The sequence below is a fragment of the Variovorax paradoxus genome (genome assembly GCF_022009635.1).
GTDB lineage: Bacteria > Pseudomonadota > Gammaproteobacteria > Burkholderiales > Burkholderiaceae_C > Variovorax.
The window spans coordinates 1,020,280-1,037,053 of sequence record NZ_CP091716.1 but is presented as its reverse complement, the minus strand read 5'-3'; the positions used below and the strand labels follow the sequence as shown (position 1 = coordinate 1,037,053).

Genomic DNA, 16,774 nt, shown 5'->3' with positions numbered 1-16,774 from the left:
TGCCGCCGCTGTCCGACGGGCGGCTTTTTTGCTTTGGGGCGTCCGGCATTTCACAGGCTTCCTGAACGAAGGACATGAACATGGCAGAGGCATACATCGTGGCCGCGGCGCGCACGGCCGGCGGTCGGCGCGGCGGCAAGCTCGCGGGCTGGCATCCGGCGGACCTGGCGGCGCAGGTGATAAACGCGCTGGTGGCGCGCAGCGGCATCGACCCGGCGGCGGTGGAGGACGTGATCCTCGGCTGCGTGAGCCAGGTCGGCGAGCAGGCCACCAACATCGCGCGCAACGCGGTGCTGGCGTCGAAACTGCCCGAGTCGGTGCCGGGCACCTCGGTCGACCGGCAGTGCGGCTCGTCGCAGCAGGCGCTGCACTTCGCGGCGCAGGCCGTGATGTCGGGCAGCATGGACGCGGTGATCGCGGGCGGCGTCGAGAGCATGACGCGCGTGCCGATGTTCACGCCCAACGTGCTGCCCGCGAAGGCGGGGCTGGGCACCTACATGAGCCCCGCGATGAAGGCGCGCTACCCCGGCGTGGAGTTCAGCCAGTTCACCGGCGCGGAAATGATCGCCAGGAACTACGGCATCGAGAAAAGCGCGCTCGACCGCTATGCGCTCGAAAGCCATCACCGCGCGATTGCCGCGACCCGCGTGGGAGCGTTCAACGACGAGATCGTGCCCGTCGACGTGCTGCTGGCCGACGGCACGCGCAGCGGCGAAGCGCACACGGTGGACGAAGGCATCCGCTTCGACGCGACGCTCGAGGGCATCGCGGGCGTGAAGCTGATCGCCGAGGGCGGGCGCTGCACCGCCGCCACCGCGAGCCAGATCTGCGACGGCGCGAGCGGCGTGCTGGTGGTGAACGAGCGCGGCCTGAAGGCGCTGGGCGTGAAGCCGCTGGCGCGCATCCACCACATGAGCGTGATGGGGCACGACCCGGTCGTGATGCTCGAAGCCCCGCTGCCCGCGACGCAGCGCGCGCTGAAGAAGGCCGGCATGAAGATCGCCGACATCGACCTTTACGAAGTGAACGAAGCCTTCGCGCCCGTGCCCATCGCATGGCTGCAGGCGCTCGACGCCGACCCGGCGCGGCTGAACGTGAACGGCGGCGCCATCGCGCTGGGCCATCCGCTGGGCGCCTCGGGCACCAAGCTCATGACCACGCTGATCCACGCGCTGGCCAAGCGCGGCAAGCGCTACGGCCTGCAGACCATGTGCGAAGGCGGCGGCATGGCTAACGTGACCATCGTGGAAAGGCTTTGAAGAAGATGAGCGACCAATCCTTCATCCTTTACGAGCTGAACGACGGCATCGCCACGCTCACGCTGAATCTGCCGGCCAAGCTGAACCCGATCGCGCGCGAGCTGCAGGTCGAACTGCGCGACGCGCTGGAGCGCATCCGCGACGACCGCGCGGTGCGCGCCGTGATCCTCACCGGCGCCGGCAAGGCTTTCTGCGTGGGTGCCGACCTGAGCGCGATGGCCCCCGGCGAAACCGGCAAGTCGCTCGGCACGCAGACCGCCGAATGGATGCAGTCGCTGAGCAACCCGCTGATCGAAACGCTGCGCACCCTGCCGGTGCCGGTGGTGGCTGCCGTCAACGGCCCGGCGGCCGGCGCGGGGGTGGGCCTGGCGATGGCGGCCGACGTGACTATTGCAGCGCGCAGCGCCTACTTCTACCTGCCCTTCCTGCCCAAGCTCGGCATCGTGCCCGACCTGGGCTGCACCTGGGCCATTCCGCGCCGCGCCGGCCGTGCGCGCGCCATGGGCATGGCGCTGCTCGACGAACGCGTGGATGCGGAGCGCGCGGTGCAGTGGGGGCTGATCTGGTCCTGCGTGGACGACGCGAAGCTGCAGGAAGAAGCCACGGGCATCGCGCAGCGCGTTGCCCGGCTGCCGGCCCATGCGGTGGTCGAGGCGCGCGAAGCCTTCGAGGCCTCGGAGCGCCACTCGCTGGGGGAACAGCTGCACTACGAGAGCGAACGCCAGCGCGAGCTGATCGACCGGCCAAGCTTTCGCGAAGGCGTGAGCGCCTTCCTGCAGAAGCGCGCGCCGGTCTTCGGGAGCCGCTGACAGCACCATCGAACGCACGCTGTTCGACACCTTCAGTGCTGACCACGAAACCAACAGCGATAACTGCCGCCACTTCATGGATAAGGTCACGCCTTCTCAGAAGGAGTGAGCAGAATAGGGGCCCATTGGTTCGCGTTCAAGCCGCGCCGCGAGATCGTGGCGCCATATAGCGCGAACTGGCTTGAGTTTTCGGCTAATGCAGCGTCAGACCTGCTGCAGGCGAAATGTGAACGAGTCTTGCATTTGAGCCTGTGCGATGACATGGCCGTGCGCGGCCGCCTTGGCAATCCACATGAAGCCGATATTTTTGTTTTTTGGAACGCCTTCGCCGCCGATGTAGCATCGGCCCAACCATTGCATGGCGTCCGCGTGGCCTTGACGTGCAGCCTGCTCAAGCCAGTAGAGGGCAATCTTCGGCTTGCCAGCGTTCGAAAACAATTGTCCGATGTCGTTCTGCGCGTCGGCACTACCCGCATCGGCCTTCACAAGAAAATCGAGATCTTCTCGATTGAGCGGAACGCAAATGAGCGGCGCAACCTCTGCCAAGTTGACCATGGCCCTGCCCCTTGCGTCATTGACCAAACGGGTCACCGTTCCATCCCCAATTCGCCGCCACCAAGTACGTCGACTGCGCTCGGTAACGACGACCGATGCAGTAATGCTGATCGGCACACTATTCATGAAAACTCGCTCCCTCGATTTTCATTATTCTAGACCACAGGAAAATTCTCCAAGCGAATACAGACCTATTCTTAAATCATAAAACGGCCAAATGGCCGTTTTATGCGAGCAGTATTTCAGTTCAAGAGCATTCCTTTGGCTTAAGCTTCGCATCGACGGTAGTCGTGCACGCCCACGAGCCTGGATTGGTGGTAGCGTCATCCGCCGATCGCGTCCAAGTGATTGTTTTACCATTCACTTGTGTGCCTCCAATCATTGAACACGAAATAGTGCCAGCACCCTTATTCGCAACAGTAAACGTGGGGGTAATTGCAGTACAACGTTTTGTAGCGGTTTGGAGGCCAATCGCGGTGGCAGTGCTTACGGCTTCGCCATCAGTAATTTTTGTTTCGACCATCACCTTGCCAGGCGTGATTTCTGCCAGCGAAGCCGCGATTTGCGACTTCGCTGTGTAGTCTTGATAGGCAGGCAGCGCAACAGCAGCAAGAATACCAATGATTGCCACGACGATCATCAATTCGATCAAAGTGAAGCCATTTTGCGCAATGCGCATCGTTGAACGGTTCATGTAAATTACCTTTATGTAAATTGAGCCTCAGACCCATCGAAGCTCAATTACATCTAGCAACACACAGGCCTGCCCTGAATTTGAGTAAAATTAACAAATCAATAGCATTTGATTTGGAAATTAACATTTGTGGCGCGCAACGGAGGTGTGCCATGCCACCAAAGCGGCTGCGCCATGGTGTGCCAAACCCATACTCTCTGGCGCGTTCCTATACGCGCTGCCATCCGATTTGGCTTTTGACTTGCCGCTGCCGCAGAATCAGGGCATGCGCTCCACTATCGCTGTACCCGCGTGCTGGCCAATCTTCGGCGACGCGAATTGCTGCGCGAACGCGTAACGTGCGGCTTGGCTAGCAACTGCGTGCGCTGCGCCGCTGCTTCACTGACCGAGGAACTCACCCTATGAGCAACAGCACCGTGACCCACGCCTTCTACGCCCAGTCCGGCGGTGTCACCTCGGTCATCAACGCGTCGGCCTGCGGCGTGATCGAAACGGCGCGCCGGCACCCCGACCGCATCGGCAAGCTCTACGCCGGGCGCAACGGCATCATCGGCGCGCTGACCGAGGAGCTGATCGACACCGGCGCCGAACCGGCCGAGGCCATTGCCGCGCTGCGCACCACGCCATCGGGCGCGTTCGGCTCCTGCCGCTACAAGCTCAAGTCGCTGGAGAAGAACCGCCGCGAGTACGAGCGGCTGATCGAGGTGTTCAAGGCGCACGGCATCGGCTACTTCTTCTACAACGGCGGCGGCGATTCGGCCGACACCTGCTTCAAGGTGAGCCAGCTGTCGCAGTCGATGGGCTATGCGCTGCAGGCCATCCACGTGCCCAAGACCATCGACAACGACCTGCCGCTGACCGACTGCTGCCCGGGTTTCGGCTCGGTCGCGAAATACGTGGCGGTGTCGACCATCGAAGCCTCGTTCGACGTGCGCTCGATGGCGGCCACTTCCACCAAGGTGTTCGTGCTCGAAGTGATGGGGCGGCATGCCGGATGGATCGCCGCGGCCGGCGGGCTCGCCGCGGACCAGGGCATTCCGGTGGTGGTGCTGTTCCCGGAGATCGAGTTCGACAAGGCGCGCTTCCTCGCGCGTGTCGACGAACTGGTGAAACAGCACGGCTACTGCTCGGTGGTGGTGTCCGAAGGCTGCCATCACCCCGACGGCACCTTCCTCGCCGAACAGGGCACGCGCGATGCGTTCGGCCATGCGCAGCTGGGCGGCGCGGCGCCGGTGGTGGCGCAGATGGTCAAGGACGCGCTGGGCCACAAGTTCCACTGGGCCGTGGCCGACTACCTGCAGCGCGCGGCGCGGCACATCGCCTCGGCCACCGACGTGAAGCAGGCCTATGAGCTGGGCCAGCGCGCGGTGGAGCTTGCGCTCGAAGGCCGCAATGCGGTGATGCCGACCATCGAGCGCACGTCCGACGTACCGTATGCGTACCGCATCGGCAGCGCGCCGCTGGAGGCGGTCGCGAACGTCGAGAAGCCGATGCCGCGCGATTTCATTTCGGACGACGGCTACGGCATCACCGAGAAATGCCGCCGCTACCTGCTGCCGCTGATCGAGGGCGAGGACTATCCCCCCTACAGCGGCGGCCTGCCGGTGTACGCGACGCTGCGCAACCTGGCCGTCGCGAAGAAGCTGCCGGCCTTCGAGATCGCATGATGGCAACGGGTACGGCAGTCATCGACGCCACACGCTGCCCGCTGTGCGGCGAGCCGAACCGCTGCGCGATGGAAATAGAACGCGAGACGGGTCAGTCGCAACCACCTTGCTGGTGCATGCAGGTCGACTTCAGCAATGCGCCGCTGACCAACCTGCCGGAAGAGATGCGCGGGCTGGCATGCATCTGCGTGCGCTGCGCCACGGGTGGAACAGGCGCCGCGCCGCGGCGTCAGGACTGAGCGGCGTCCTGCGATTGCGCTTGCGGCTGCGCCTGGGGCTGCACCGCCTCCTGCGCCGCCACGTCGCCCGACACCACCATCGACGGCGCGTCCCCCGGCCGCTGCTGCGTGATCACGCGGTGGATGAACTGCAGCTTGCCCACCGCCGCGCGCGGCAGCACGAAGGGGTAGTAGTCGGGCTGGCCCATGCTGCGCGACAGCTCGTTGAGCACGTTGGTGAGCAGCACCCAGCCGTTGATGAAGTCCAGGAACTGGCCGGCGTCGGGGTGGTCCGGCTGCCACAGGTCGTCGAGGGTGAAGAGGTCGCTCGTGAGTTCGACATTGGCGGCGTCCACGCCGAAGCTCATCGCGGTGTCCGCGGTGTCGGCCATGTGCAGGTAGTGGGCCCAGGTCTCGGCCCAGTCTTCCCATGGGTGCGTGCTGGCATAGCTGCTGACGAAGCGGTCAGTCCAGTCGGGCGGCGGGCCTTGCTCGTAGTGGGTCTGCAGCGCGGCGGCGTAGTCGGCGCGGTCGTCGCCGAAGAGCGCGCGGAAGTCGTCGATCCACGGCGTGGGCTGCACCAGCAGGTCCCAGTAGTAGTGGCCGATCTCGTGGCGGAAGTGGCCGAGCAGGGTGCGGTAGGGCTCGCGCATCTCGGCGCGGATGCGCTCGCGCACCGCGTCCTCGGCCTCTTCGGCGTTGAGGGTGATCACGCCGTGCTGGTGGCCCGTCATGACGTGCGGGCCGCCCGGCATGTTGCTGAGGAAGTCGAAGGTCAGGCCGTGCACCGGGTCGGCATGGCGGCTCACCACCGGCAGGCCGAGCGCGAGCAACTGCGAGATGAGCCGGCGCTTGGCGGTTTCGAGCTTGCGCCAGAGTTCGCCGTTGCTCTCCACTGAAAGATCGGGAATGGTGCGGGTGACGCTGCACGCCAGGCAGTAGCCGGGCGCCAGGCCGTGCGGGTCAGCGGGCGGCTCCTCGCCCTCGCGCGCGGCCGGCACCATCCAGTTGCAGGCGGCGGGCGTCATGAGGTTGGCGCAGCGGCGGTAGGTCAGCCCGTGCGGGTCGCCGAACACGGTGAAGGTGTCGGGCTGCGCGCCCTCGCCTTCGGCCGGCGCGAGCGGCACGACGCCGAGGCGATCGATCACGTAGCCCAGCGGCGTGTGGCAGGCAAGGCATTCGCTGTTGCGCAGGAACACAGGGCGGCCGCACTGGCAGCGGTAGGCACGGCTGACGGTGGGCGCGGCGAGTTCGGTGGCGAGCGTGGGCGCGCCTTCGGGCTCGGTGGCTTGCGGATCCTGGGCTTCGGGATGAGAGTCCATGTTCGTTGTCTTGATCTTCTGGAAGACGTCTCTTGGAAGACGCGGAGGGGACAGCCGGACCATTGTGCGACCCGCGGGCATGCGCTTCATCGCGCAAAGACCGATATGCTTGTAGGACGACGGACCCCGAGACATTCCGCCGCCCCATGACATCCCCACAGACACCAGAAGCCGCCGTCGCGCCGGCCCCGCCTTCCATCGGCTCGATGCGCCAGCGCTATGGCGAACGCTACCGCTGGTACCTGCTGCTGTCGGTCATGGTGGGGACGATGGCGTCGATCATGTCCTCGACCATCGTCAACGTGGCGATTCCCGGCATGAGCCATCACTTTTCGCTCGGCCAGGAGCGGGCGCAGTGGGTGAGCTCGGGCTTCATGGTGGCGATGACGGTGTCGATGCTCACCACGCCCTGGCTGCTGTCGCGCTACGGCTACCGGCGCACCTACGTGGGCACCATGCTGTTGCTGCTGGTGGGCGGCATCGTGGGCGGGGTGGCCAACGACTTCTCGCTGGTGCTGTTCGCGCGCGTGGCCGAAGGGCTGGCGGCGGGCGTGGTGCAGCCGATTCCGGCCATCATCATCCTGCGCGCCTTCGAGCCGCACGAGCAGGGGCGCGCCAGCGGCATCTTCGGCATGGGCGTGGTGCTGGCGCCGGCCATCGGGCCGAGCATCGGCGGGGTGCTGGTCGACCTGTTCGGCTGGCGCTCGATCTTCTTCATGGTGGTGCCGTTCTGCCTGGCCTCGCTCTGGCTGGCCTACAAGTTCGTGCCGACCACGGCGCCCGGCGGCGTGGCGGCCGTGCGCGGCGGCGGGCTCGACGGACGCGGGCTGGCGCTGGGCACCATCGGCACGCTGTGCCTGCTGAACGGACTGGTGGCGCTGCGCGGCGATTCGCCCCTGCAGGCCGCTTTGCTGCTGGCCGGCGCGCTGGTGGCATTCGGCGCCTTCGTGTGGTGGCAGCGGCGGCTGGCTGCCTCGGGCGGCACGCCGCTGATGAACCTGGCGCTGTTCCAATACCGGCAGTTCGCGATGGGCAGCGTGGTGGCATTCATCTACGGCACGGCGCTGTTCGGCTCGACCTACCTGCTGCCGGTGTACATGCAGGTGGGGCTGCATCTGTCGGCCTCGCACGTGGGCACCATCCTGCTGCCGGCGGGCATCGTGCTGGCAGTGACCATCGCCGGCGTGGGCCGGCTGGCCGACAGGCATCCGACCTGGGTGCTGGTGACCATCGGCCTCGCGCTGCTGGCTTCGTCGTTCGCGCTGATGATGGTGCTGCGGCTGGACAGCGCGCTGTGGCTGCTGGTGGCGTTCGCGATCATCGGGCGCATCGGGCTGGGCTTCATCCTGCCCTCGCTCAACCTGGGCTCGATGCGGCCACTGGCCAAGCCGCTGATTCCGCAAGGCGCAAGCGCCATCAACTTCGTGCGCATGCTGGGCGGCGCGGCCGGCGTGAGCCTGTGCGCCATCGTGCTCGAGTGGCGGCTGGCGGCGCACGGCGATTCGCTGGCCAACCCGATGAGCAGCCCGGCGCGGCTGGCGGCCTTCGACGAGGTGTTCGCGATGCTGGCGGGGCTCTGCGCGCTGGCCATTTGCGCGGCCTGGCAGCTGCGGCAGGGGCCGGCCGAGACGGCGCACAAGACGGGGTAAACCCCGGCGGCGGAAGGCGGGGCTTTCGCTTTCAATTGTTATCAGTTGTATCGATATCGCCAGCGAGCCCCATCCCAATGCACCGCAGAAACTTCATTGCCGCCTCGGCGGCCGCCGTGGCCGCGCCCGCGCTCGGCTTCATGTCTTCGGCCCGTGCCGCCGAGAGTGGCGTGACGGACACAGAAATCGTGCTCGGCCACACCGGCATCCTGAGCGGTCCGCTCGGGGCGCCGATCAAGGTGGTGGTGGCCGGCGCGGGGCTGGCTTTCGACGCTGTGAATGCGCAGGGCGGCCTGTCGGGCCGCAAGATCCGGCTGGTGTCGCTCGACGACGAGCTGGTGCCCGAGAAGGCGGTGGCCAACTACGAGAAGCTGCTCGGCGAACACCACGCCTTCGCTTTCTTCGGCTGCGTGGGCTCGGGCACCACCGCCGCGGCGGCCAAGGTGCTGAACCAGAGCGGCGCGCCGATGGTCGGCGGCTACGCGGTGTCCGATTCGGCGCGCGAGAAGGTGGCGGGCTCCGGCTACTTCGTGCGCGCCACCTTCGCGCGCGAGGCGCAGGCGCTGGTGCAGCACCTGACGACCATCGGCGTCTCGCGGATCGCGGTGGCCTATCTCGACAACCCCGGCGGCGCCGAGGTGGCGAAGCTGGTCGAGGCCGCGCTCTCCACGCTGCAGCTCAAGCCCGTGGCCGCCGTGCCGGTGAAGGGCGACGGCTCGGCCAACGAGGCCTCGGGCAAGGCGCTGGCGGACAGCAAGGCGCAGGCGGTGATCATGTACCTGGGCGGCGGCATCGGCGGCGAGGTGATGAAGAGCGCCTGGGCCGCGGGCGGGCGGCAGATGTTCTACGGCATGTCGATCGTGCCGGGCGACGTCACCGCGAAGCTGGTGGGCGACAAGACCAGCGGGCTCGCCATTTCGCAGATCGTGCCCTACCCGTGGAGCGAAGTGGACGCCGGCGCAAGAGAGTATCGGCAGCAGGCCGAGCGCGCCAAGGTCGACGTGGGCTATCTGAGCTACGAAGGCTACGTGAACGCGCTGGTGATGATCGAGGCGCTGCGCCGCACCGGGCGCGACCTGACGCGCGCCAAGCTGCACGCTACGCTCAAGGCGATGAAGCTGCGGGTAAACAACATGGAAATCGACTTCACCGGCGCCAGCAACACCGGCTCGCGCTTCATCGAGATGGTGCGGGTGACCAAGGAAGGCAAGTTCCTGCGCTAGCGGGCGCCCGGCCGCGCGAATCGCGGTCTAATTGCGGGCATGTGTCAATTGCTAGGGATGAACTGCAACACGCCGACCGACGTGACCTTCAGCTTCACGGGGTTCGCGCAGCGCGGTGGCCGCACCGATCACCATGCCGACGGCTGGGGCATCGCGTTCTTCGAGGACCGCGGGCTGCGCCACTTCGTGGACCACCAGCCGGCGTGCGAATCGCCGGTGGCGGAGCTGATCCGGCGCTATCCCATCCAGAGCCGCAACGTCATCGCGCACATCCGCAAGGCGACGCAGGGCGAGGTCAACCTGCAGAACTGCCACCCGTTCGTGCGCGAGCTGTGGGGGCGCTACTGGGTGTTCGCCCATAACGGCGATTTGAAGGAATTCCGCCCGCGCCTGCACGGCAACTTCCACCCGGTGGGCAACACCGACAGCGAGCACGCCTTCTGCTGGATCATGCAGGAGCTGGCCAAGTCGCACGCGGGCGTGCCGAGCATCGAAGAACTGACGCTCACGCTGCGCGAACTGGCACCGCAACTGGCGAGCCACGGCACCTTCAATTTCATGCTGTCCAACGGACAGGCGCTGTGGGCCCATGCCTCCACCAACCTTTGGTACGTGGAGCGCCAGCACCCCTTCGTCACCGCGCAACTCTCCGACGAAGACCTGGCGATCGACTTCGCTCAGCACACCACGCCCAGCGACCGCGTGGCGGTGGTGGTGACGGCCCCGCTCACGACCAACGAAACCTGGACCCAGTTCGCGCCGGGCGAGCTTCATGTGTTCGTGGATGGGCGGCTTTCGGGGTACTAGGCCGGCATTGCAATCTTTTTACTGACACATTTTCGCAACAGTGCAATAAAGTATCGGTGGGCGGGTGCAAGAGAGAGAACAATAACGGTTCTCATTTGCATCTTTTCGAACCGCCCATGCCCGCACCTCATTTCTACCTTCGGCCAACCGTGGTCGCAACGCTGCTCACGCTCAATGCCGTGGCGGCACTGGCCCAGAACACCACGGCCGAACCGGCCGCCGGAGCGGCATCGAGCGGCACCCTGGCCACGGTGAACGTGGAAGCCAGCGCCGACGCATCGGCCGAAGGCCTGACCAAGCCCTACGCCGGCGGCCAGGTGGCGCGCGGCGGGCGCGTCGGCATCCTGGGCAACCAGGACATGATGAGCACGCCCTTCTCCAGCACCAACTACACCAACGAGCTGATCCAGGACCAGCAGGCCAAGAGCGTGGCCGACGTGCTGCTGAACGACCCGTCGGTGCGCCAGGCCCGCGGCTTCGGCAACTTCCAGGAGCTGTACGTGGTGCGCGGCTTCCCCGTGTACTCGGACGACGTCTCGTACAACGGCCTCTACGGCATGCTGCCGCGCCAGTACATCGCCTCCGAATTCTTCGAGCGCGTGGAAGTGTTCCGCGGCGCCAACACCTTCCTGAACGGCGCGGCCCCCGGCGGCAGCGGCATCGGCGGTGCGATCAACCTGCTGCCCAAGCGCGCGCCCAACGAGCCGCTCACGCGTGTCGGCTTCGGCGTGCAAAGCGGCGGCCAGGGCTTCGTCAACCTCGACCTGGCACGCCGCTTCGGCCCCGACGACAGCCTGGGCGTGCGCGTGAACGCGGTGCGCCGCGAAGGCGGCACCGGCGTGAACAAGGAAAGCCAGCAGCTCAGCGCCTTCGGCATCGGGCTCGACTGGCACAACCGCAACGTGCGCCTGTCGGCCGACTTCGGCTATCAGGACTACGACCTGAAGGACGGCCGCCCGAGCCTGACGCCCTCTTCCACGCTGCCGATCCCGCGCGCGCCCGACGCCCGCACCAACTTCGCCCAGCCCTGGACCTACTCCAAGGAAAAGGACAAGTTCGCCACCTTCCGCGGCGAAGTCGACATCACCGACAACATCACGGCCTGGGCCGCCGGCGGCGTGCGCCGCAGCAGCGAAGACAACGTGCTGTCGAACCCGACGCTCACCGACGCCTTCGGCAACACCAGCAACACGCGCTTCAGCAACACCCGCGAAGACCGCATCGGCACCGGCGAGATCGGCGTGCGCGGCAACTTCACCACCGGCCCGGTAAAGCACACGCTGGTGGCCTCGGCCGCCAAGTACAGCAACGATCGCGACAACGCCTACGCCATCTCGGCGCAGAGCGTGCGCAACAACATCTACACGCCGTACGCGTCGCCCAACCCGATCGCCAACGGCGCGTTCGTGGGCAACACGCTGGACAACCCGCGCCTGACCGACCGCATCGACACCGCGAGCGTGGCCATCGCCGACACCATGGCCTTCATGGACGACCGCCTGCTCGTCACGCTCGGCGCGCGCCGCCAGACCATCGAGCAGACCAGCTACGCCTACAACACGCTCAAGCAAACCAGCTACTACGACAAGAGCAAGACCACGCCGGTGGCCGGCGTCGTGTTCAAGATCACGCCGACAGTCTCGGCCTACGCCAACTACATCGAAGGCCTGGTCAAGGGCAACGTGGCGGGCACCACGGTGAACAACCGCCCCGTCACCAATGCCGGCGAAATCTTCGCGCCCTACCAGGCCAAGCAGAAGGAAGTCGGCGTCAAGTACGACGGCGGCACGCTCGGCGCCAGCGCCGCGTTCTTCACCACCGACCAGCCGACGTATTACTACTCGGGCCAGACCTACGGCCTGTACGGCAAGCAGCGCAACCAGGGCCTGGAGTTCTCGGTGTTCGGCCAGCCGACCAAGGGCCTGCGCCTGCTCGGTGGCCTGACGCTGCTCGACGCCAAGCAGAAGAACACCCAAGGCGGCGCCACCGACGGCCTCACCGCCATCGGCGTGGCCAAGCAACAAGCCAACCTGGGCGCCGAATGGGACGTGCCGGGCCTGCGCAATCTGTCGCTGAACGCCCGCGTGCTCTACACCTCGAAGCAATACGCCAACGCCACCAACACCCAGTCGGTGCCGTCGTGGACGCGCTTCGACATCGGCGCGCGCTACCTGGTCGACCTGGGCAACGGCCGTGCGCTCACGCTGCGCGCGCGCATCGACAACCTGTTCAACAAATCGTACTGGGCCTCGGTGGGCGGCACGCAGGGCAGCAACTACCTGGTGCTGGGCGCGCCGCGCACCTTCTCGCTGAGCGGCACCATCGACTTCTGAGGATCGGCCTGAGTCAGCGGCCCTGCGCCCGCAGGGTCGCTTCCAGCGCGTCGATGAACATGGCCGGCACGTCGAAGCCGGTCTGCTCGGTGATTTCCTGGAAGCAGGTCGGGCTGGTCACGTTGATCTCGGTGACCGAGTCGCCGATCACGTCGAGCCCGATCAGCAGCAGCCCGCGCGGCGCGAGCACGCGGCCGATGGTCTCGGCGATCTCGCGGTTGCGCGCCGTCAGCGGCTGGGCCACGCCCTTGCCGCCGGCCGCGAGATTGCCGCGCACCTCGGTGCCTTGCGGAATGCGCGCCAGCACGAAGGGCGCCGGCTCGCCCGCGATGATCAGGATGCGCTTGTCGCCCTGAACGACCTCGGGCACGAAGCGCTGCACCATGATGGTTTCGGCGCCGTCCTTGTTGAGCGTCTCGACGATGGAGCCCAGGTTCAGCGCATCCTGCTTCACGCGGAAGATGCCCATGCCGCCCATGCCGTCGAGCGGCTTGAGGATGATGTCGCCGTGCTCCGCATGGAAGTCGCGCACCGCCTGCGCGCTGCGCGTGACCAGCGTGGGCGTGACGAACTGCGGAAACTCCATGATCGCGAGCTTTTCCGGATGGTCGCGCAGCGCGCGCGGCGAGTTGACCACCCGGCCGCCTTCGCGCTCGGCCTGCTCCAGCAGGTGCGTGGCGTAGATGTACTCGGCGTCGAAGGGCGGGTCCTTGCGCATCAGCACCGCGTCGAAGTCCTTCAGCGCCTTCGACTCGGTGATGTCGACGCGATACCAGTCCTTGGCGTCGCCCGTCAGCGTGATCTGCTGCACCGTGGCGGTGACGAAGCCGCCCGACTTCCACTGGATGTCCTGCGGCAGGCAGGCCGCGATGCGATGACCGCGGCGCTGGGCCTCGCGCATCATCGAGAAGGTCGTGTCCTTGTAGATCTTGAAATGATCGAGCGGGTCGGCGACGAAGAGGATGTTTTTCATCAGGCGTTCTTTCCGGCGCCGGGAGCGGCGGCCACTTGCACTTGGGTATCGGGCGCGATGTTGCCGGAAGCGGCGATGTCCTTGCCGGCAGGGGCCTTTTCCGGGGGCGATGCGCGCCCGACGTGCTGCACGGCCAGCGCCACCGCCCCGGCCACCACGCCCCAGAACGCCGAGCCGATGCCCGCCAGCGTGACGCCGGAGAGCGTGACCAGGAAGGTGATCAACGCCGCCTCGCGGTGCGACTCGTCGCGCACTGCCGCCGCGAGCCCGCCGCCGATGGTGCCCAGCAGCGCCAGCCCGGCGATGGCCGCGACCAGTTCCTTCGGAAACGCCGTGAGCAGCCCGGTGACCGCAGCGCCGAACAGCCCGATCACCACGTAGATCGCGCCGCAGCTCACCGCCGCCGTGTAGCGCCGCGCCGGGTCTTCATGCGCCTCGCGGCCCATGCAGATGGCGGCGGTGATGGCGCTCAGGTTCAGCGCGAAGGCGCCGAAGGGCGCGAGCACCAGCGTCGTCAGCCCGCTGATGGTGATGAGCTTGCTGACCGGCAGATCGCCATAACCCGAAGCGCGGATGGCGGCCACGCCCGGCAGGTTCTGCGAGGCCATCGTTACGACGAACAGCGGCAGCGCCAGGCTCACGATCGCCTGCCAGCTGAAGACCGGCATCGTGAACACCGGCCAGGTGAACGAGAAATGCACTGCCGACCACGCCAGTTGCCCGCGCGCCGCCGCGTACACGATGGCGACCAGCAGCGTGAGCGGCACCGCATAGCGCGGCAGCAGGCGCTTGCCGACGAGGTAGGTGCCGAGCATCAGCAGCACCAGAGGCAGCGCGGTCTGCGCCGCGATGAAGGCCGACAGGCCGAAGCGCGCGAGCACGCCCGCGAGCAGCGCGGAGGCGATCGCCATCGGAATCCTGTTCATCACCCGCTCGAACCAGCCGGTGGCCCCCGCCAGCACGATCAGCACCGCGCAGACGATGAACGCGCCCACCGCCTCGCCCATGCCGTAGCCCATGCCGGCGACAGCCAGCACGGCGGCGCCGGGCGTGCTCCAGGCGATCATCACGGGCTTCTTCCACCACAGCGAGGGCAGCGCGGAGGCCAGCCCCATGCCGATGCCCAGCGCCCACATCCACGAGGCCGCCAGCTCCGGCGTGGCGCCGAAGGCCTGCGCGGCCTGGAACACGATGGCCACCGAACTCGTGAAACCCACGAGCACCGCGACGAAGCCCGCGGTGAAGGCCGACAGGCTCAGGTCTTTGAAGAACGACATCGGGCGATTGTGCCGCCGGGGTCAGATCTCGATCTTGGACCCCAGCTCCACCACTGCGTTGTTCGGCAGCCCGAGGAAAGCCGCCGCGCCGCTCGCGTTGTGGTGCATCTGCGCGAACAGCTTCTCGCGCCACGGCGCCATGCCGCTGCCCAGCGTGGGGATCACGACGTCGCGCGACAGGAAGTAGCTGGTCGTCATCGCTTCCAGTTGGCAGCCGCGCATGCGTGCATGCTCGAGCGCGCGCGGCAGGTCGATGTCGTTCTTGAAGCCGTAGTGCACGGTGATCTGCCAGCAGTGGTGGCCCAGCGCCTCGATCTCGATGCGCTTGTCCATCGGGATCCAGGGCACCTCGTGGTTGCGCACGGTGACGAACATGTTCTGCTCGTGCAGCACCTTGTTGTGCTTGAGGTTGTGCAGCAGCGCGTTGGGCACCACGCCCGGCTCGGCCGTGAGGAACACCGCCGTGCCGTCCACGCGCACCGGCGGGCTCACGAACACCGAGTCGAGGAAGGACTTCAGGTCGATAGCGTCGGCATGCTGCGCCTCGCCCATCAGGCGGCGGCCTTCCTTCCACGTGATCATCAGCGTGAAGACGAAGCCGCCGATCATCAGCGGGAACCAGCCGCCCTCGAACAGCTTGAGCAGGTTCGAGGCGAAGAACATGAAGTCGACGAAGAAGAACACCGCCGTCGATCCGATGCACAGCAGCAGCGGCAGCTTCCATGCATAGCGGATCACGAAGAAGGTCAGCACCGTGGTGATCAGCATGTCGGTGGTCACGGCGATGCCGTAGGCCGCGGCCAGGCTGCTCGACGAGCGGAACATGACCACCGCCAGAACGATGGCCACGAACAGGCCCCAGTTGACCAGCGGAATGTAGATCTGGCCGGCCGTGCGCACGCTGGTGTGCTCGATGTTCAGGCGCGGCAGGTAGCCCAGCTGGATGACTTGGCGCGTGACGCTGAAGGCGCCGGTGATGAGCGCCTGCGACGCGATCACCGTGGCCAGCGTGGCCAGCAGCACCAGCGGAATGAGCGCCCATTCGGGCGCCATCATGAAGAACGGGTTCTTCACCGCTTCAGGGTTCTCCAGCAGGAGCGCGCCTTGGCCGAAGTAGTTGAGCGTGAGCGCCGGCATCACGACCGAGAACCACGCGATGCGGATCGGGCTTTTGCCGAAGTGGCCCAGGTCGGCGTACAGCGCCTCGGCCCCGGTCACGCACAGCACGGTGGCGCCCAGCAGGATGAAGCTGGTGCCGGGGTTGTCCCAGATGAACTTCAGCGCATAGAACGGGTTCAGCGCCTTCAGGATTTCGGGGTGGTGCACGATCTGCGACACGCCGAGCACCGCGATCGACAGGAACCACACCAGCGTGACCGGCCCGAAGAACTTGCCGATGCCCGCCGTGCCGCGCTTTTGCACCACGAACAGGCAGAACAGAACGACCAGCGTGAGCGGAATGACGTAGTGCGTGAAGTGCGGCGACACCACCTCCAGGCCCTCGACCGCCGACAGCACCGAGATGGCCGGCGTGATGACCCCGTCGCCGTAGAAGAGGGAAGTGCCGAAGATGCCGACCACCAGCAGCAGGTGGCGCAGCCTGGGTTTGTCGGCCACCGCGCGCGAGGCCAGCGCGAGCATCGCGACCAGCCCGCCCTCGCCTTCGTTGTCGGCGCGCAGCACCAGCACCACGTACTTGATGGAGACGATGACGGTGAGCGTCCAGAAGAACATCGACAGGATGCCGTAGACGTTTTCGACCGTGAACGGCACATGGCCGTGGCCGAACACTTCCTTGACGGCATACAGGACGCTGGTGCCGATGTCGCCGTAAACGACGCCGATGGCGCCGACGATCAGGCCGGCGGAGATGGTTTTGGGGGCTGACACGAGGTCGATGGGAAAAGGGCTGGCTGCTTCAATCGACGCGTCAGACACGCGAAGGATCCATGGCAGCCGCTCCGGCGCCATGCATCCCCTCCGCCCTT

The 16,774-nt window shown here is 66.6% G+C and carries 14 protein-coding genes; 8 read left to right on the top strand and 6 right to left on the bottom strand.

Annotated features, from left to right (window positions below; translation table 11 throughout):
• Positions 1-80: 80 nt before the first annotated feature.
• Both L3V85_RS05070 and L3V85_RS05065 read left to right on the top strand, forming a co-directional pair.
• Positions 81-1,259, top strand: a complete 1,179-nt coding sequence (locus tag L3V85_RS05070; protein ID WP_237678315.1) for an acetyl-CoA C-acetyltransferase — start codon at positions 81-83, stop codon at positions 1,257-1,259.
• 5 nt (positions 1,260-1,264) lie between these two features.
• A complete protein-coding gene (locus L3V85_RS05065) occupies positions 1,265-2,068 on the top strand; it encodes an enoyl-CoA hydratase-related protein (RefSeq protein ID WP_237678314.1) in 804 nt (267 codons plus the stop codon).
• A gap of 204 nt (positions 2,069-2,272) precedes the next feature.
• On the opposite strand, the gene L3V85_RS05060 is transcribed toward L3V85_RS05065, so the two are convergent.
• Both L3V85_RS05060 and L3V85_RS05055 read right to left on the bottom strand, forming a co-directional pair.
• The gene (locus L3V85_RS05060) at positions 2,273-2,749 is read right to left on the bottom strand and encodes a tetratricopeptide repeat protein (RefSeq protein WP_237678313.1); all 477 of its coding nucleotides are present in this window, start codon (positions 2,747-2,749) and stop codon (positions 2,273-2,275) included.
• A 121-nt stretch (positions 2,750-2,870) separates the two neighbouring features.
• Positions 2,871-3,317 (bottom strand): pilin, encoded by a 447-nt coding sequence (locus tag L3V85_RS05055; RefSeq protein WP_337250112.1) that lies wholly within the window; start codon positions 3,315-3,317, stop codon positions 2,871-2,873.
• A 401-nt stretch (positions 3,318-3,718) separates the two neighbouring features.
• Here L3V85_RS05055 and L3V85_RS05045 point away from each other — a divergent pair, with 401 nt between their 5' ends.
• Positions 3,719-4,984, top strand: coding sequence for a 6-phosphofructokinase (locus L3V85_RS05045; RefSeq protein WP_237678312.1), 1,266 nt, complete (start codon positions 3,719-3,721; stop codon positions 4,982-4,984).
• On the top strand, positions 4,984-5,223 hold the full coding sequence (locus tag L3V85_RS05040) for a cysteine-rich CWC family protein (RefSeq protein ID WP_237678311.1): 240 nt from the start codon (positions 4,984-4,986) through the stop codon (positions 5,221-5,223). Before L3V85_RS05045 ends, L3V85_RS05040 begins: the two co-directional genes overlap by 1 nt.
• Here L3V85_RS05040 and L3V85_RS05035 read toward each other — a convergent pair.
• Positions 5,214-6,524, bottom strand: coding sequence for a zinc-binding metallopeptidase family protein (locus L3V85_RS05035; protein ID WP_237678310.1), 1,311 nt, complete (start codon positions 6,522-6,524; stop codon positions 5,214-5,216). The genes L3V85_RS05040 and L3V85_RS05035 overlap by 10 nt on opposite strands.
• A 146-nt stretch (positions 6,525-6,670) precedes the next feature.
• Between L3V85_RS05035 and L3V85_RS05030 the strand changes: the two genes are divergently transcribed.
• The 4 genes from L3V85_RS05030 (at position 6,671) to L3V85_RS05015 (ending at position 12,536) form a co-directional block, all read left to right on the top strand.
• Positions 6,671-8,173: a DHA2 family efflux MFS transporter permease subunit gene (locus L3V85_RS05030; protein WP_237678309.1), complete on the top strand. Its 1,503-nt coding sequence runs from the start codon at positions 6,671-6,673 to the stop codon at positions 8,171-8,173.
• Positions 8,174-8,250: 77 nt separating this feature from the next.
• Positions 8,251-9,396 carry an ABC transporter substrate-binding protein gene (locus tag L3V85_RS05025; protein ID WP_237678308.1) on the top strand — a complete coding sequence of 382 codons (1,146 nt, stop codon included), beginning with the start codon at positions 8,251-8,253 and terminating at the stop codon, positions 9,394-9,396.
• Between the two features lie 39 nt (positions 9,397-9,435).
• Positions 9,436-10,203, top strand: a complete 768-nt coding sequence (locus L3V85_RS05020) for a class II glutamine amidotransferase (RefSeq protein WP_081270080.1) — start codon at positions 9,436-9,438, stop codon at positions 10,201-10,203.
• A gap of 116 nt (positions 10,204-10,319) precedes the next feature.
• On the top strand, positions 10,320-12,536 hold the full coding sequence (locus L3V85_RS05015) for a TonB-dependent receptor (RefSeq protein WP_237678307.1): 2,217 nt from the start codon (positions 10,320-10,322) through the stop codon (positions 12,534-12,536).
• 13 nt (positions 12,537-12,549) lie between these two features.
• Here L3V85_RS05015 and gshB read toward each other — a convergent pair whose 3' ends face one another.
• The 3 genes from gshB to L3V85_RS05000 are packed head-to-tail and all read right to left on the bottom strand — an operon-like array spanning position 12,550 to position 16,676.
• Positions 12,550-13,509 (bottom strand): glutathione synthase, encoded by a 960-nt coding sequence (gene gshB, locus L3V85_RS05010; protein WP_237678306.1) that lies wholly within the window; start codon positions 13,507-13,509, stop codon positions 12,550-12,552.
• Positions 13,509-14,786 (bottom strand): benzoate/H(+) symporter BenE family transporter, encoded by a 1,278-nt coding sequence (locus tag L3V85_RS05005; RefSeq protein ID WP_237678305.1) that lies wholly within the window; start codon positions 14,784-14,786, stop codon positions 13,509-13,511. The genes gshB and L3V85_RS05005 overlap by 1 nt, the downstream gene beginning before the upstream one ends.
• Positions 14,787-14,807: 21 nt before the next feature.
• Positions 14,808-16,676 carry a potassium transporter Kup gene (locus L3V85_RS05000; protein WP_237678304.1) on the bottom strand — a complete coding sequence of 623 codons (1,869 nt, stop codon included), beginning with the start codon at positions 16,674-16,676 and terminating at the stop codon, positions 14,808-14,810.
• Between the last annotated feature and the right edge of the window lie 98 nt (positions 16,677-16,774).

Bases quoted from the DNA above. Each gene is read 5' to 3' on its own strand.
- L3V85_RS05070 (WP_237678315.1), top strand. From the start codon at position 81: ATGGCAGAGGCATACATCGTGGCCGCGGCGCGCACGGCCGGCGGTCGG.
- L3V85_RS05065 (WP_237678314.1), top strand. From the start codon at position 1,265: ATGAGCGACCAATCCTTCATCCTTTACGAGCTGAACGACGGCATCGCC.
- L3V85_RS05060 (WP_237678313.1), bottom strand. From the start codon at position 2,749: ATGAATAGTGTGCCGATCAGCATTACTGCATCGGTCGTCGTTACCGAG.
- L3V85_RS05055 (WP_337250112.1), bottom strand. From the start codon at position 3,317: ATGAACCGTTCAACGATGCGCATTGCGCAAAATGGCTTCACTTTGATC.
- L3V85_RS05045 (WP_237678312.1), top strand. From the start codon at position 3,719: ATGAGCAACAGCACCGTGACCCACGCCTTCTACGCCCAGTCCGGCGGT.
- L3V85_RS05040 (WP_237678311.1), top strand. From the start codon at position 4,984: ATGGCAACGGGTACGGCAGTCATCGACGCCACACGCTGCCCGCTGTGC.
- L3V85_RS05035 (WP_237678310.1), bottom strand. From the start codon at position 6,524: ATGGACTCTCATCCCGAAGCCCAGGATCCGCAAGCCACCGAGCCCGAA.
- L3V85_RS05030 (WP_237678309.1), top strand. From the start codon at position 6,671: ATGACATCCCCACAGACACCAGAAGCCGCCGTCGCGCCGGCCCCGCCT.
- L3V85_RS05025 (WP_237678308.1), top strand. From the start codon at position 8,251: ATGCACCGCAGAAACTTCATTGCCGCCTCGGCGGCCGCCGTGGCCGCG.
- L3V85_RS05020 (WP_081270080.1), top strand. From the start codon at position 9,436: ATGTGTCAATTGCTAGGGATGAACTGCAACACGCCGACCGACGTGACC.
- L3V85_RS05015 (WP_237678307.1), top strand. From the start codon at position 10,320: ATGCCCGCACCTCATTTCTACCTTCGGCCAACCGTGGTCGCAACGCTG.
- gshB (WP_237678306.1), bottom strand. From the start codon at position 13,509: ATGAAAAACATCCTCTTCGTCGCCGACCCGCTCGATCATTTCAAGATC.
- L3V85_RS05005 (WP_237678305.1), bottom strand. From the start codon at position 14,786: ATGTCGTTCTTCAAAGACCTGAGCCTGTCGGCCTTCACCGCGGGCTTC.